This is a genomic window from Delftia sp. (assembly GCF_059499305.1).
Genome location: NZ_JCABYI010000015.1, coordinates 1 through 13,023 on the forward strand (window position 1 = coordinate 1; position 13,023 = coordinate 13,023).

14 protein-coding genes are annotated in these 13,023 nt (G+C 65.1%); 3 read left to right on the plus strand and 11 right to left on the minus strand.

The window, feature by feature from the left end; all coding sequences use genetic code 11:
• The first annotated feature begins 333 nt into the window (after positions 1–333).
• Positions 334–2,211, plus strand: a complete 1,878-nt coding sequence (locus AC5I49_RS09680; RefSeq protein WP_016449337.1) for an ATP-binding cassette domain-containing protein — start codon at positions 334–336, stop codon at positions 2,209–2,211.
• A gap of 73 nt (positions 2,212–2,284) precedes the next feature.
• Here AC5I49_RS09680 and AC5I49_RS09685 read toward each other — a convergent pair whose 3' ends face one another.
• The 7 genes from AC5I49_RS09685 to AC5I49_RS09715 form a co-directional block, all read right to left on the minus strand.
• On the minus strand, positions 2,285–3,418 hold the full coding sequence (locus AC5I49_RS09685; RefSeq protein ID WP_034366524.1) for a protein-glutamate methylesterase/protein-glutamine glutaminase: 1,134 nt from the start codon (positions 3,416–3,418) through the stop codon (positions 2,285–2,287).
• 15 nt (positions 3,419–3,433) lie between these two features.
• Complete coding sequence (gene cheD / locus AC5I49_RS09690; protein ID WP_016449335.1) at positions 3,434–4,171, minus strand: chemoreceptor glutamine deamidase CheD; 738 nt, start codon at positions 4,169–4,171, stop codon at positions 3,434–3,436.
• Positions 4,172–4,204: 33 nt separating this feature from the next.
• The gene (locus tag AC5I49_RS09695; RefSeq protein ID WP_016449334.1) at positions 4,205–5,095 is read right to left on the minus strand and encodes a CheR family methyltransferase; all 891 of its coding nucleotides are present in this window, start codon (positions 5,093–5,095) and stop codon (positions 4,205–4,207) included.
• A gap of 26 nt (positions 5,096–5,121) precedes the next feature.
• A complete protein-coding gene (locus AC5I49_RS09700; protein ID WP_016449333.1) occupies positions 5,122–5,607 on the minus strand; it encodes a chemotaxis protein CheW in 486 nt (161 codons plus the stop codon).
• Positions 5,608–5,721: 114 nt separating this feature from the next.
• A complete protein-coding gene (locus AC5I49_RS09705) occupies positions 5,722–7,926 on the minus strand; it encodes a chemotaxis protein CheW (protein ID WP_047219524.1) in 2,205 nt (734 codons plus the stop codon).
• A 39-nt stretch (positions 7,927–7,965) separates the two neighbouring features.
• Positions 7,966–8,328, minus strand: a complete 363-nt coding sequence (locus AC5I49_RS09710; protein WP_016449331.1) for a response regulator — start codon at positions 8,326–8,328, stop codon at positions 7,966–7,968.
• Positions 8,329–8,380: 52 nt separating this feature from the next.
• Positions 8,381–8,827, minus strand: a complete 447-nt coding sequence (locus AC5I49_RS09715) for a hypothetical protein (RefSeq protein WP_016449330.1) — start codon at positions 8,825–8,827, stop codon at positions 8,381–8,383.
• Between the two features lie 119 nt (positions 8,828–8,946).
• Between AC5I49_RS09715 and AC5I49_RS09720 the strand changes: the two genes are divergently transcribed.
• On the plus strand, positions 8,947–10,095 hold the full coding sequence (locus AC5I49_RS09720) for a hybrid sensor histidine kinase/response regulator (protein ID WP_016449329.1): 1,149 nt from the start codon (positions 8,947–8,949) through the stop codon (positions 10,093–10,095).
• Positions 10,096–10,134: 39 nt separating this feature from the next.
• Positions 10,135–10,764, plus strand: a complete 630-nt coding sequence (locus AC5I49_RS09725) for a response regulator (RefSeq protein WP_310044997.1) — start codon at positions 10,135–10,137, stop codon at positions 10,762–10,764.
• 48 nt (positions 10,765–10,812) lie between these two features.
• Here the strand turns inward: AC5I49_RS09725 and fliR are convergent, their stop codons facing one another.
• From fliR to AC5I49_RS09745, 4 genes are read right to left on the minus strand one after another with little or no spacing between them, the layout of a single operon-like run.
• Complete coding sequence (fliR, locus tag AC5I49_RS09730) at positions 10,813–11,583, minus strand: flagellar biosynthetic protein FliR (protein WP_012202582.1); 771 nt, start codon at positions 11,581–11,583, stop codon at positions 10,813–10,815.
• Between the two features lie 29 nt (positions 11,584–11,612).
• Positions 11,613–11,882, minus strand: a complete 270-nt coding sequence (gene fliQ / locus AC5I49_RS09735; protein ID WP_012202581.1) for a flagellar biosynthesis protein FliQ — start codon at positions 11,880–11,882, stop codon at positions 11,613–11,615.
• A gap of 24 nt (positions 11,883–11,906) precedes the next feature.
• On the minus strand, positions 11,907–12,692 hold the full coding sequence (gene fliP, locus AC5I49_RS09740) for a flagellar type III secretion system pore protein FliP (RefSeq protein ID WP_016449327.1): 786 nt from the start codon (positions 12,690–12,692) through the stop codon (positions 11,907–11,909).
• Positions 12,685–13,020, minus strand: coding sequence for a FliO/MopB family protein (locus AC5I49_RS09745; RefSeq protein ID WP_012202579.1), 336 nt, complete (start codon positions 13,018–13,020; stop codon positions 12,685–12,687). Before AC5I49_RS09745 ends, fliP begins: the two co-directional genes overlap by 8 nt.
• Between the last annotated feature and the right edge of the window lie 3 nt (positions 13,021–13,023).

Here is a 13,023-nt window from a genome sequence, read left to right on the forward strand (position 1 = left end):
CGTTGCAATCAAATTTCTTCGATTTTTTCAACACCAGCGATCTGCATCGCTCTCTCTTCAGCAGAGCCTTGCATTGTAGCACGTTTTTTCGTGCTGTCTACAAGACTTTTCTGACTCATCGCTGTCTGCAAGGCAGTGTGGCGACGAGGGATCGAACTATAGCATGGGTTTTTACCGATGGCGTGAAATTCGTGAACTTCCCTTCAAGTTGCCAAAGCAACCGAGACCACGCCCTTCGCCATCGGCCCGTAGCCTGCCCTAGCGGGCAGGCTACGGGCGTGAGGCCTTGCCGCCTGTGCCAGGAATCGGGCCCGCATAGATAATGCGCGCACGATGGCATTGATTACTTTGTTAGACGCCCAACTGGCGTTCGGGCATGTGGCGCTTCTCGACCACGCCCAGTTTTCCCTGGAGAGCGGCGAACGTGTGGGCCTGATCGGTCGAAACGGCGCAGGGAAGTCCTCTTTGTTGAAGATTCTTGGCGGACTGGCCAAGGCCGATGACGGCCAGGTCCAGACGCAGTCCGGTATCCGCATTACTTATGTGGCGCAGGAGCCGGTGCTTGTGCCCGAGCAGACAATCTTCGAGTCGGCATCCGCCGGCATAGCCGAGGTGATTGCCGTGCGCGACCGCTACCTGGCTGGCGCCGAGGGCGAGGATCTCGATGCGCTGCAGTCCCAGATCGAGGCCTATGACGCCTGGAACTGGGAGCAGCGCGTGGAGGAGACTCTGCAGCGGCTGCACCTCGATCCCGAAGCCGTGGTGGGCACCCTGTCCGGCGGGATGAAGAAGCGCGTGGCACTGGCCCAGGCCCTGGTGGCGAGACCCGATGTACTGCTGCTGGATGAGCCGACCAACCACCTGGATCTTGACGCCATCGAGTGGCTGGAAGAGTTGCTGCTGAACTTCAAGGGCAGCGTGGTGACCATTACGCACGATCGATCCTTCCTGGATCGGGTTTCCACACGCATCGTGGAGCTGGATCGTGGAACGCTGCGCTCGTATCCCGGCAATTTCGTCCAGTACCAGCAGACCAAGGAGGATCAGCTGGCCCAGGAGGCCGTGATCAATGCCAAGGCCGACAAGCTGCTGGCCCAGGAAGAGGTCTGGATCCGCAAGGGCGTGGAAGCCCGCCGCACGCGCAGCCAGAGCCGCATCGGCCGGCTTGAGCAGTTGCGGGCCAACCGCGCTGCCCGCCGTGAGGTGCTGGGTGGCGTGAAGATGGACATTGCGTCGGGCCGAGGCGACGGCTACCAGGGCAAGATCGTGGCCGAGCTGACGGATGTGGCCAAGTCCTTTGGCGACAAGAACATCGTCTCCCACTTCACCGCCACCATTTTGCGCGGAGACAAGGTGGGCCTGATCGGACCCAACGGCGCAGGCAAGACGACGCTGCTCAAGATGATTCTGGGCGAACTGGCACCTGACAGCGGCCAGGTGCGGCTGGGGGCGAATCTGCAGGTGGCGTACTTCGACCAGATGCGTCACCAGATCGACATGGATGCCACGCTGGAGGACTTCATCAGCCCCGGCAGCGAGTGGATCGAGATCGGCAGCCAGAAGAAGCACGTGAAGAGCTATCTGTCGGATTTCCTGTTCTCTCCGGCGCGCGCCCATTCCCCCGTTCGCTCGCTGTCTGGCGGGGAGCGCAACCGCCTGTTGCTGGCCCGGCTGTTTGCCCGGCCCGCGAATGTGCTGGTGCTGGACGAGCCGACCAACGATCTCGATATCGAGACGCTGGAAATGCTGGAAGACCTGCTGCAGAACTACGACGGCACCGTTTTTCTGGTCAGCCATGACCGCAGTTTCCTGGACAACGTGGTCACCAGCACCATTGCCTGGGAAGGCCCGGGCCAATGGCGCGAATATGAAGGCGGCGTGCAGGACTGGCTGGATCAGTCCCGCCGCAGCCGCGATCTGGCCGAGGCCGCGCAGCCCAAGCCATCCAAGGAAGAGGCCAAGCCCGTTGCGGCACGCAGCGACGGCAAGCCCAAGCGCAAGCTCAGCTACAAGGAGCAGCGTGAGCTCGATCAGTTGCCCGAAAGCATTGCAGCGCTGGAGGCAGAGCAGAAGTCCATTCGGGAAGCCTTGGCCGATGGTTCGCTGTATGCCAGCGACAATTCCCGCGCCGTTCAGTTGCATCAGCGCGATGGCGAGATCGATGAGCAGCTGATGGAGGCGCTGGAGCGCTGGAGCGCACTGTCGGAGTGAGCTTTCTTCGGACGAAAAAAAAGAGCGCATGGCGCTCTTTTTTCATGGGTGCCGCCAGGACCGGCCGTTGCACTCAAATGCGGTGGTGAACCTGGTCCGAACCTATGCGCAGCTTGCCCAGCAAGGCGGAGGCGATCTGGTTGAGGGGCAGCACCTCGTCGGCCGCACCATGGGCGATGGCCTCGCGCGGCATGCCGAAGACGATGCAGCTGGCTTCGTCCTGCACGAAGTTGTAGCTGCCCGCATCGCGCATTTCACGCATGGCGACCGCGCCATCGGCACCCATGCCGGTGAGCATGATGCCGTAGGCGTTGCGGCCCGCACAGGCCGCCACCGACTTGAAAAGCACCTCGACCGAAGGCTTGTGGCGATTCACGGGCGGGCTGTCATCCACCACGGCGACATAGTTGGCACCGCTGCGCTGCACGGAGAAATGCTTGCCGCCCGGTGCGATGTAGGCGTGGCCGGGCAGCAGCCGCTCGCCCTGCTGTGCTTCCTTCACGGTCATCTGGCACAGGCTGTTGAGTCGGGCCGCGAAGCTGGTGGTGAAGCCCGGCGGCATGTGCTGGGTGATGACGATGGCCGGGCAGTCGGCCGGCAGATGGGTGAGCACTTCACGGATGGCCTCCGTGCCGCCGGTGGAGGCACCGATGGCAATCAGCTTTTCCGTGGACAGCCGCCCCAGCAGCGACGCCGGTGCAGCCTGGCGCGGCGCGCTCATGCCAGCCGAGGCGGAGACCGGCGCCACCGCGCTGCCGGTGGCGGGAGCCGCACTGCGCGGAGCGACCGGCAGGCGCCGGACCTGGGCCACGGCAGCAACGCGGATCTTGTCCACGATCTGCGCGGCCAGCTCCTGCAGGCCGTTGGACACGCCCACGCGCGGCTTGGCCACGAAGTCGATGGCGCCCAGCTCCAGCGCGCGCATGGTGACCTCGGCGCCGCGCTCGGTCAGCGTGGAGATCATGACCACCGGCATGGGGCGCAGCCGCATGAGCCGGCCCAGGAAGTCGATGCCATCCATGCGGGGCATTTCCACATCGAGCGTGATCACGTCGGGATTCATCTCGCGGATCATCTCGCGTGCGATCAGCGGATCGTTGGCCGAGCCGATGCATTCCATGTCGTGCTGGCGATTGATGATCTCGGACAGCAGACTGCGCACCAGCGCAGAGTCGTCCACCACGATCACCCTGATTTTCCTGTCCATTCCTTTGAACCTTCCTCAAAACAGGTCGACCGAGCCGCCTGCCGTATTGCGTGCCACGACGGCTGCATTGCCGCGCGTGAATTCCTGCTGTACCAGCTCCTCCGGATGGGCATGTGCCAGGCGCTTGACCATGGCCTTGCCGCTGGCGGGGAAGAACACCACCTTGCGCGGGTAGATGTCCAGCACATCCTCCGAGACGATGGGGATGCGTTCGGTCTGCAGGTACTGCGTGACGAAGGCGGTATTGCGTTCGCCCACGTTCATGGTGGTGAAGTTGTGCATCACCTGCCCGCCGCCGAAGATCTTGGCCTGCAAAGACTCGCGCCGTGCGCCGAGCTTGAGCATTTCGTTGATCAGCAATTCCATGGCGTACGAGCCGTAGCGGCCCGACGCATCAGCGGAGTCGCCGTCGGGCAGCATGAAATGGTTCATGCCGCCCACGCGCATGGTGCGGTCCCAGATGCAGGCCGAGATGCACGAGCCCAGCACGGTGACCAGGATCACGTCCTCGTTGGAGACGAAGTATTCGCCCGGCAGCACCTTGACGGCGTTGTGCTGGAAATGCGGGTCGTAGTAGAAGAACGACGCCTCGCCGGGGTAGCGCTGCTGGCGCTTGAGCTGCTCCAGCGAGGAGCGCGGCACCGGGTCGCCCGGCGCCGGGTAGTCCGCAGCGGTATAGCTGTTGATGCGCGGCGTGCGGCGGCGCTCCGAAGGCGGCGGGGGCGGAGCGAAGGCGGAGCGGTCTCCGATCATGGGAAGACCCCCTTGTGTGCGGCAGGACCTGCGTCAGCGGCGCTCATAGACCGTCTTCCCCTTGAGCGTGAACAGATCGCGCGAGTCGCTGAAGTTCTCGGCATGTCCGACGAACAGCAGGCCCCCGGGCTTCATGACGCGGTGGATGCGCTCCAGCACGCGGCGCTGCGTGGCCGCATCGAAGTAGATCATCACGTTGCGGCAGAAGACCACGTCGAAGGGATCGCGGAACGGCCAATCGTCACGGATCAGATTGACGTTGAGAAACTCCACCAGGCGGCGCAGCTCGGGCTTGACGCGCACCAGGCCCGCATTGCCGGCCTTGCCCCGCAGGAAGAAGCGGTGCAGGCGCTCGGCGCTCATGCCCTTGATGCTTTCGGCGCGATAGACACCGGCCGACGCCGTGTCCAGCACACGCGAGTCGATGTCGCTGGCCTGCAACTGGAAGCTGGGCGTGGCGCCCAGCACTTCCAGGGCCGTCATGACGATGGAGTAAGGCTCTTCCCCGGTCGAGGCCGCGTTGCACCAGACCTTCCAGGCCGTGCCGGCCGGCTTGCTGCGCAGATGCTGGGCAAAGATCTCGAAATGGTGCTGCTCGCGAAAGAACGCGGTGAGATTGGTGGTCAGCGCGTTCACGAACTCCTGCCACTCCACGCCATCGGACTGGGACTCCAGCCAGTCCAGGTAGGTAGCAAAGCTGTCGTAGCCCGTCTCGCGCAGGCGCCGCGACAGGCGGCTGTAGACCATGGCGTGCTTGCCATCGTGCAGGCTGATGCCGGCACGCTGGTAGATCAGCGCCTGCACGCGGGCGAAGTCCCGCGACGACCATTCGAATTCGCGCCCCTGGGCCAGGGGCCCGTTGGCTGCCCCGTCGTCAGCGACGGGGCGCGCGGCCAGTGCCGCATTGGAAGAACCGGATCGCATGAGGGCGCTCAGTGCAAGAACGGGTCTCAGTCGGCCGAAGCGACCAGGCCCATATCCACGTTGTTCATGAGCTTTTCGATGTCCAGCAGGATGAGCATGCGCTCGCCCACCGAACCCAGGCCCAGGATGCAGCCGCTGTCGATGGCGCTTTCGATGTCCGGCGCGGGGCGCACGGCTTCGGGAGCCAGCTCCATCACGTCGCTGACCGAGTCCACCACGATGCCCACCACGCGGTTGCGCAGGTTCAGGATGATGACGACGGTGAAGCTGTTGTATTCGACCTGGGAGCAGTTGAACTTCAGGCGCATGTCCACGATGGGCACGATGGTGCCGCGCAGATTCACCACGCCCTTGATGAACTCCGGCGCATTGGCGATGCGCGTGGGCGGCTCGTAGCCGCGGATTTCCTGCACCTTCAGAATGTCGATGCCGTATTCCTCCTGGTCCAGGCGGAAGGTCAGGTACTCGCGCGCGCCGGTGGCGACGCCTGCAGTCTTAGCGATCACGCTCATTGCTCAGCTCCTCAACTGTCGGGCCCGCGCCGTGGTGGCGAAAGCCATGGTTTTTGGCGGCGCGCAGGCTCTGCCTGCGGCTCCGTCGTTTGTCGTCAGGTATCCCTGTCCCATTCAGTGGCGCGCGCGGCGCACCAGCGCACCCGTGTCCAGAATCAGCGCCACCGTGCCATCGCCCAGGATGGTGGCGCCCGAAACGTTGGGCACCTTGCGATAGTTCGATTCCAGGTTCTTGACCACCACCTGGTGCTGGCCCAGCAGCTCGTCGACCAGCAGGGCCACGCGGCTGCCGTCGGACTCGACCACCACCATGATGTTGCTGGACTGGCTGGTGTCGCTGCGCGGCACACGGAAGGTCTTTTCCAGCGCGAACACGGGCATGTACTCGTCGCGCACCTTGACCAGTTGCGTGCCGTTGGCCACGGTGTTGACGTCCTCTTCCTTGACCAGGAAGGACTCGACCACCGAGGACAGCGGCAGGATGTAGACCTCGTCGCTGACGCCCACCGACATGCCGTCCATGATGGCCAGGGTCAGCGGCAGGCGAACGGCCACGCGCATGCCCTTGCCCTGGTTGGACTCGATCTCCACCGAGCCGCCCAGCGCCGCGATGTTGCGCTTGACCACGTCCATGCCCACGCCGCGCCCGGACACGTCGGTCACCACATCGGCCGTGGAGAAGCCCGGCGCGAAGATCAGCTGCCAGACATCCTGATCGGGCATGCTGTCCGAGACATCCATGCCGCGCTCGCGGGCCTTCTTGAGAATCTTCTCGCGGTTCATGCCGCGGCCGTCGTCGCGCACCTCGATGACGATGGAGCCGCCCTGATGGGAGGCTGCCAGCGTCAGCGTGCCATGCTCGGACTTGCCAGCGGCCAGGCGCTCCTCGGGCATTTCGATGCCGTGGTCCACGCTGTTGCGCACCAGATGGGTCAGCGGGTCGGTGATCTTCTCGACCAGACCCTTGTCCAGTTCGGTGGCTTCGCCCAGCGTGATCAGGTCGATCTTCTTGCCCAGCTTGCCGGCCAGGTCGCGCAGCATGCGCGGGAAGCGGCTGAACACGGTGGACATGGGAATCATGCGGATGGACATCACCGATTCCTGCAGATCGCGCGTATTGCGGTCCAGATCGGCCAGGCCTGCCAGCAGTTGCTGGTAGGCCGATGCATCCAGCCCGTGGCTGTTTTGCGCCAGCATGGCCTGGGTGATGACCAGCTCGCCTACCAGGTTGATGAGCTGATCGACCTTGGCCACCGACACACGGATGCTGGTCGACTCCATCTGCGCCTGCTGCGCCTGGGCAGCCGTCTTGGCAGCGGGCTTGGCCGCGGCACCGGCCGGCTGGATGGCCAGCGCGCCGTCGGCCTGGGGCATGCCGGGTGCGCCGTTGAAGAAGCCGTAGGCCTCTTCGGCGGGCGGAATGGCGACCGAGGCCAGGGCGGCGTCGGGATCGTGCGCGGCATGCTCTTCGGCGACGGGGGCTTCGGCCACCTGCACCGCTTCGGTTGCAGGAGCGGCCCCGGCCGCCTCATCGGCTGCCGTGATGCGAACCTGCTCCTTGGCCACGTGGAAGGCGAACAGATCGAGCAGGTCGTCGTCGGTGGACGAGGTCTGCACGGCAAAGAGGCGGCTTTGCGGCTGATCGCAGGCCAGGTCCTCGATGCGGCCCAGGCCGGGAATGTCGCGGAACAGTTCCTTGATGGCCTCGGCCATCTCCAGACGCTCCAGCGGACCGATCAGGATGTGCAGCGAACGGCCGCCACTGGCGGGTGCCGTTCCGACGGCGCCGCCCGATACGGGCGCGGCAGGCGCGGGCGCCTCGACCGGCGCTGCCACGGTAGCAGGCGCCGGCGCCGGTGCAGCGGCCGGGGCGGCTGTTGCAGGCACGGCACTGCGGCCTTCTGCCAGCATCTCGATGCGCGCCACCAGATCCGTGGTGGACAGGGCCTCGCCCTCGTTGCCGGCCTGGTGGCGTGCCAGCAGGCTGCGGCTGGCATCGGCCGACTCCAGCAGCACGTCGACCATTTCCGGAATCGGTGTGATCTCGTGCCGGCGCAGCCGGTCGAGCAGCGACTCCATGCGGTGCGTCAGCTCGGTCACATCGGCAAAGCCGAAGGTGGCCGCGCCGCCCTTGATCGAGTGCGCGCAACGGAAAATGCCGTTGAGCTCCTCGTCGTTGGCCGCCGACAGATCCAGATTCAGCAGCATCTGCTCCATCTGGTCGAGGTTCTCGGCCGCTTCTTCGAAGAAGATTTGATAGAACTGGCTCAGGTCGAAGTCTGCGCCCGCTCCTGCCCCATCCTGGTGTAGATCCGCCATCTTTGGTCCTGCTGTTTCCTGTTGCCCGTACTTATCGGCTCAACGCATTACTTTCTGAATGACTTCGATCAAACGGTTCGGATCGAAGGGCTTGACCAGCCAGCCCGTGGCGCCCGCAGCGCGTCCGGCCTGCTTCATCTGGTCGCTGGATTCGGTGGTGAGAATGAGAATGGGCGTGTTCTGGAACTTCGGGTTTTCGCGCAGCTTGCGCGTCAGGCCGATGCCATCGAGGCGCGGCATGTTCTGGTCGGCCAGCACCAGATCGACTTGTTCGAGCTGGGCCTTTTCGAGCGCATCCACGCCGTCCACGGCCTCCACGACGCGAAATCCCGCTCCTGCGAGGGTGAACGCCACCATCTTTCGCATCGAGGGGGAATCATCAACAGCCAGAATCGATCGCATGTATAGCTCCAACAGACGGGCAATAAAAGGTGGATGGGTGCATGGTCAGCGGTCAGAACAGTTCGACCGAGCCAGCATCCATCTCGCTTTGCGTGACGGGATTGGGCCGGTCGGGTATCGCCGGCAGGCCCAGGGAATCGTCCTCTCCCTCGTCCACACCCATGGTGGCTGCGGCCAACTGGAACGCGCAGCCTTGCAAAATCTTCGTAATATGGGCGATCAGTTGGGAGGACATGTCGTGAAACTGCAACTCGGTCACCGCCAGCCTCAACGTGGACCGGGCGGCATCGAGCTGGGGCAAGGCGGCTAGCGCCTCGCCGGCCAGCTGGCCATGGGTCTCGTCGAAACGGTCCAGCAGGTTCTGCGTTGCGTGATTGAGAAGGCCTTCCAGGCGCTGCAGATCGCGCATCGCCACCAGCAAGGCATCCTGCAGGTCTGCGGCCACCATGACGGGCATGGGGACGGCAGGCTCGCCCGAAGGCTTGTGCATTGACTGCATTGTTACTCCACCACCAGCGTTTCAGCCCAACGTGCGCCGTGCCTTGCAGCACGGCCAACCCTTGTCAATCGTTCACGGGAATGCCGCGCATCCCTTGGTGTACACGACCATTTGCATTTATGTTCCAAAATGTATCTCATGATAGCGCCCCCGGGGATGCCAGACCACCGCACAAGCCCTTGCGCATACTGCACATCGAGGATTCCGCCGCCGACCAGGCGCTGGCGCGGCTGAGCCTGCTGCGCGGCGGGCTGGTCTGCGAGATTGTCGTGGTCGACACGCTCGATGATGCCGCAGCTGCGCTGCACAACCAGGCATTCGACCTCATCCTGGCCGACTACCACCTGCCCGGCTTCACGGCGCTGGATGCCTGGGAGCTGGTTCGCCGCCAGCCCGGGCATCCGCCCTTCGTGCTGCTGTCCGGCGCCATCGGCGAGTCGGCCGCCGTGGATGTGATGCGCGAAGGCATCAGCGACTATCTGCTCAAGGACCACATCACGCGCCTGCCCCATGTGGTCTCGCATGCGCTGGAAGTGCACGAGGCCCGCCTGGCACGCCGGCGCGCGGCGGCCGAACTGGCGGCGTCCGAGCGGCGCCTGGCCGACCTGACCGAGCACCTGCAGACCTCCACCGAGCGCGAGCGCGCCAGCATCGCCCGCGAGATCCACGATGACATCGGCGGCTCGCTGACCTCGGTGAAGTTCGACGTGGCCTGGATCGCGCGCAATGCGCCCGAGGGCGGGCTGCGCGAGCATGCGCTGGCTGCGCTGGAGATGCTGGAGCACGCGCTGGGCGCCAGCCAGCGCATCATGATGAACCTGCGCCCGCCCGTGCTGGACCAGGGACTGGTGGCCGCCGTCCAGTGGCTGGCCGAGAATTTCGAGCGCCGCACGGGCGTGCCCACCCGTGTGCGCAGCAGCCGCGAAAGCATGGACATCGCGCCCGACATCCAGGTCGTGGCCTACCGCACGGCCCAGGAGGCGCTGACCAACGTCGGCAAATATGCCCAGGCGCGCCATGTGGACATCGATCTCTCCGACCGCGAAGGTTTTCTCACGCTGGAGGTGACGGACGACGGCGTGGGCCTGGCCGACGGCGCCCGCGACAAGCCCGAATCCTTCGGCCTGCGCGGTCTGGGCGAGCGCGCGCGCACCGTTCGGGGCTGGCTGGATGTCAGCAGTCAAGCCGGACGCGGAACCTCGGTCATCGTCTCCATTCCGCTGGACGATGGCGGCGCTTGCCCTAATATCCCGGGCAATGAATGCTGAACGCCATGGCGGCGTGACCCTTTTTCCAGGAGGCCGACTTTGATCCACGTGGTGCTGTGCGACGACCATGCGGTGCTGCGCCGGGGCATCCGCGACACCCTGGCCGAGGCAGTGGACATCAGCGTCACCGCAGAAGCAGGCAGCTATGCCGAGCTGCGTGAGCAGCTGCGCACCGCCGCCTGCGACGTGCTGCTGCTGGACATCAACATGCCCGGCCGCAGCGGCCTGGAGGCCCTGGCCAGCGTGCGCGAGACCCATCCGCTGATCAAGGTGCTCATGGTCTCCATGTACCCCGAGGACCAGTACGCGCTGCGCTGCCTCAAGGCGGGCGCCCAGGGATATGCCAACAAGGCGGGCGATCCGATGCTGCTGATCGAGGCCGTGCGCACGGTGGCCACGGGCCGCAAGTACCTGACGGCCGAAGTGGCCCAGATGCTGGCCGACAGCCTGGCCCAGCCCGCACCCCAGGTGCCGCATGAAAGCCTGTCCGAGCGCGAGCTGCAGACGCTGATCAAGATCGCGGCCGGACAGCGGCTGACCGACATTGCCACCGAGCTGATGCTCAGCCCCAAGACCGTCAGCGTCTACCGGGCGCGCGTGCTGGAAAAACTGCAGATGAGCAGCAACGCCGAACTCACGGCCTACGCCATCCACAACCAGCTGATCTGAGGCTTTTGCGGCCGGCAGAGCGGAAAATCTGTTGTTTTTCACAACTGCTTACATTGAGGTGCCAAACACCGCGATGCCGCGCTGCAGCAAGGCGACCAGGGGCTGCTCGAGCAGCGGCAGCGTGGCCATCAATCCCGTCAGGCCCACGGTGAGCGTGACCGGGAAGCCCACGGCATAGATGTTCATCTGCGGTGCCACGCGCGAAATGATGCCCAGCACCAGGTTCACGAACAGCAGCATGGCGACCATGGGCAGGGCGATCCAGAAAGCGCTGGCAAAGACCGCCGCCCCCATCTCGTGCAGCCGCATCTGGTTGATGGCCTGCAGGAAGCTGCCGTCCACAGGAAACGCCTCGTAACTCTTGAGCACGGCCATCAGCACCAGCAGGTGTCCGTTGATGACGATGAACAGCAGCGTGGAAATCTGGACCATGAAGCGCGCCACGGCGCTGAGCTGGGCATTGGTCGTGGGATCGAAGAAGCTGGCGAAGTTCAGGCCCATCTGCAGGCCGACCACCTCGCCCGCCACCTCCACGGCGGCAAACACCAGGCGCACGGCAAAGCCCACGGCCAGTCCCACGCCGACCTGCTGTATCAGCGTCCCCAGCGCCTGCGGCGAGTTGATGCCGATCACGGGCTGATCGCCCAGCACGGGCTGCGCGCACACCGCGACCAGGAAGGCCAGGCCGATCTTCAGCCGCATGGGAATGACGCGCTGCGAGAACACGGGAGCCACGGAAAACATGGCCAGCACGCGCAGAAACGGCCAGAGAACTGGCGACAGCCAGGCCACCAGTTGGGCTTCGCTGAAGGTGATCACGGCGGCGTTTCCTGCGCGCGGCGAAGGGCTCAGCCCACCGCCTGCGGAATGGTCTCTATGGTGCGGCGGATGAAATCCACCAGCGTGCTCAGCATCCACGGACCGGCAATGGCAAACACCAGCACGGCGGAGATGAGCTTGGGCACGAAGGCCAGCGTGGCCTCATGCACCTGGGTCACCGCCTGGAAGACACTGACGGCCAGGCCCACGGCCAGCACCACGCCCAGCACGGGCATGGAGATCATGAGCAGCAAGGTCAGTGCCTCGCGGCCGAAGGTGAGCACGTATTGGGAGGTCATGGAAGGATTTCCAATAAAACGGGACTAGACGGCGAAGCTGGCCGCCAGCGATCCGATGAGAAGGTTCCAGCCATCGGCCAGCACGAAGAGCATGAGCTTGAACGGCAGGGCCACCAGCACGGGCGACAGCATCATCATGCCCAGCGACATCAGGATCGAGGACACGACCATGTCGATGACCAGGAAGGGGATGAAGATCATGAAGCCGATCTGGAACGCCGTCTTCAGCTCGCTGGTCACGAAGGCCGGCACCAGCACGCGCAGCGGCGCGGTCTCTGCGGTGACGCCGGCTTCGAGCTTGGCCAGGCGCGCGAACAGCGCAAAGTCCGATTGGCGCGTCTGCTTGAGCATGAAGTCGCGCATGGGCGCCTCGGCCTTTTCAATGGCCTGCTCGAAGGTCGCGGCATTCGTGGTGTAGGGCACATAGGCCTCCTGGTACACGCGGTCCAGGGTGGGTCCCATGACGAACAGCGTCAGGAACAGCGACAGGCCGATGATCACCTGGTTGGGCGGCGCCGACTGCGTGCCCAGCGCCTGGCGCATCAGCGACAGCACGATGACGATGCGGGTGAAGCCCGTCATCATCAAAAGGATGGCCGGCAGGAACGACAGCGCCGTGAAGAACAGCAGGGTCTGGATGGGCACCGAAAAACTGGTGCCACCGCTGCCCTGGCCGATGACCAGCGGCAGGCTGGCGGGCGCGCCCTGCGCCCAGGAGGCCAGGGGCGTGGCGCAGCACAGCGCCAGCGCTGCGGCGCCGGCGGCCTGGCTCAGCGTGCGCGCCGGGCGCTTGCAGGAATATTCAGACATTCGCACCGTCCGCAGGCAGGCTGCGCGCTTGCGCCATCGCAGCCGAAAAATCAGCAGGGGCCGGGGCCTGCAGCACATGCAGGCACTGGATGCTTTGCGCCGTGACGCCCAGCACCAGCCGCACGGTCTGCGCGCCCTCGCCCACTTCCACCGTCACCACCCGCTGCTGCGGGCCCACGCCCACGGCGCCCAGCACCCGCGACTGCAGGCCGGCTGCGCCACGCAGCGCAGCCGTGCGCTGCTGAAAGCGGCGCAGCAGCCAGGGCAGAGCAGCCATGGCCGTGACCAGGGCCACGACCGTGAGCAGGGTCGGCCACAGCGGGCCCATGCC

Bases quoted from the DNA above. Each gene is read 5' to 3' on its own strand.
- AC5I49_RS09680 (WP_016449337.1), top strand. From the start codon at position 334: ATGGCATTGATTACTTTGTTAGACGCCCAACTGGCGTTCGGGCATGTG.
- AC5I49_RS09685 (WP_034366524.1), bottom strand. From the start codon at position 3,418: ATGGACAGGAAAATCAGGGTGATCGTGGTGGACGACTCTGCGCTGGTG.
- cheD (WP_016449335.1), bottom strand. From the start codon at position 4,171: ATGATCGGAGACCGCTCCGCCTTCGCTCCGCCCCCGCCGCCTTCGGAG.
- AC5I49_RS09695 (WP_016449334.1), bottom strand. From the start codon at position 5,095: ATGCGATCCGGTTCTTCCAATGCGGCACTGGCCGCGCGCCCCGTCGCT.
- AC5I49_RS09700 (WP_016449333.1), bottom strand. From the start codon at position 5,607: ATGAGCGTGATCGCTAAGACTGCAGGCGTCGCCACCGGCGCGCGCGAG.
- AC5I49_RS09705 (WP_047219524.1), bottom strand. From the start codon at position 7,926: ATGGCGGATCTACACCAGGATGGGGCAGGAGCGGGCGCAGACTTCGAC.
- AC5I49_RS09710 (WP_016449331.1), bottom strand. From the start codon at position 8,328: ATGCGATCGATTCTGGCTGTTGATGATTCCCCCTCGATGCGAAAGATG.
- AC5I49_RS09715 (WP_016449330.1), bottom strand. From the start codon at position 8,827: ATGCAGTCAATGCACAAGCCTTCGGGCGAGCCTGCCGTCCCCATGCCC.
- AC5I49_RS09720 (WP_016449329.1), top strand. From the start codon at position 8,947: ATGTTCCAAAATGTATCTCATGATAGCGCCCCCGGGGATGCCAGACCA.
- fliQ (WP_012202581.1), bottom strand. From the start codon at position 11,882: ATGACCTCCCAATACGTGCTCACCTTCGGCCGCGAGGCACTGACCTTG.
- fliP (WP_016449327.1), bottom strand. From the start codon at position 12,692: ATGTCTGAATATTCCTGCAAGCGCCCGGCGCGCACGCTGAGCCAGGCC.
- AC5I49_RS09745 (WP_012202579.1), bottom strand. From the start codon at position 13,020: ATGGGCCCGCTGTGGCCGACCCTGCTCACGGTCGTGGCCCTGGTCACG.